Source organism: Nocardiopsis sp. NPDC055879 (genome assembly GCF_053615935.1).
Genome location: NZ_JBSHCT010000100.1, coordinates 1 through 1200, shown reverse-complemented (window position 1 = coordinate 1200; position 1200 = coordinate 1). Strand labels below are relative to the sequence as shown.

The following is a 1200-nucleotide window of genomic DNA, read 5'->3' as shown; positions in this document are numbered from 1 at the left end:
GGCCGGCTGCTGGCCACCCTGGAACCGGGTCAAGAGGTGGAACGACCCGACGACGTGGTCCGCCTGCTCGGCGAGGACGTCGTCGCCGGTCTTCCTGAGACCTACTGGTGGGTGGAGACCCGTGCCCGTCCCGACGAACAGGGCCGTGAGGTCGCGCACCGATTCTCCGACAGGCTCGCGCTGCGACTCGGCGGGGCGGTGTGGACTTCGGGCAGCGCCGACTTCGACCTGTGGGAGGAACCCGAACATCCGACCACCGAACGGACCGCCGAGCGGGCGCTCTTGGTCGCCCAGGACCGGGCCGTGGTCCCGCTCTCCTCCTGGCTCAGCGACGCGGTGGCCACACACGGACGGGACAAAACGCTGCAGGTGCTCACCCCCGCCACCACACGGCTCACCTACGGAGCCCGCACCTTTCTGGCCGGCCCTTTGGGACGCTGGGTCGTTCAGGGCGACGATGGTGGACACTTCGACGGCCTCACCGGGTTGGCCGTGCACTGGGACGAGACCTACGGTTTCCGGCCGGTCAAGGAACCGGTCGGGCCGAACTGGACCGAGAAGCACCCCGACGCGGCACCGGTCTCCGGGTTCCTCGCCGGCTTCGCCGAAACATCGGGGACTCACCTGGTGGTGGATGTGTCCGTTCTGCACCCAGACCCTTTCACCCCGGAGTTGGGTCGGGCCACGCAGATCATCACCGAGCACTTGGCCGGAGCGAAACCATCGGTCTGGGGCCCGCACGAGCCCGCGCTCTTGGCCTGGGATCGTGCGCGGATCATCGAAGCGGCTCTTCGCCGCAGGCCCCGACCATGGATTCTGTACCTGTCCGGACCACTGGGGCGAGAACCCGCGTTCTCAGGACAGTTCCGTCTCTCTTGGCGTGGAAGGCAGGTCCTGGAGCGGATTTCGGTGGTCATCGGGTTCGAGAACGAGAACACGGTGCCTTTCGAGGAACTCCCCACCCTGGTGGAGACCTTGGCAGGGGCGGGGCTTTTGGAGGCGCTACGTGTGCGCCGGCTTCCCGGTCGCTCCGACCTCACCTACGAACCGGTATGGACGGGACCCGCCGTTCCGGTCGGGCTCGCGATAGGACCTGACCACCTGCTCCGTATCGGGTCTGGCGCCGCCCAGGCCGGACCCATTCCGGGTGTGCTCCTTGGGGAGGGTGACAAGCAGGCGGTTTGGTATCCGGTGTTGGCG

General features: G+C 67.8%; 1 protein-coding gene. It reads left to right on the top strand.

Annotation, left to right across the window (positions count from 1 at the left end; all coding sequences use genetic code 11):
- A partial coding sequence (locus ACWGKS_RS30020; protein ID WP_452525109.1) for a DUF6177 family protein occupies nt 1-1200 on the top strand: 1200 nt, incomplete at both ends.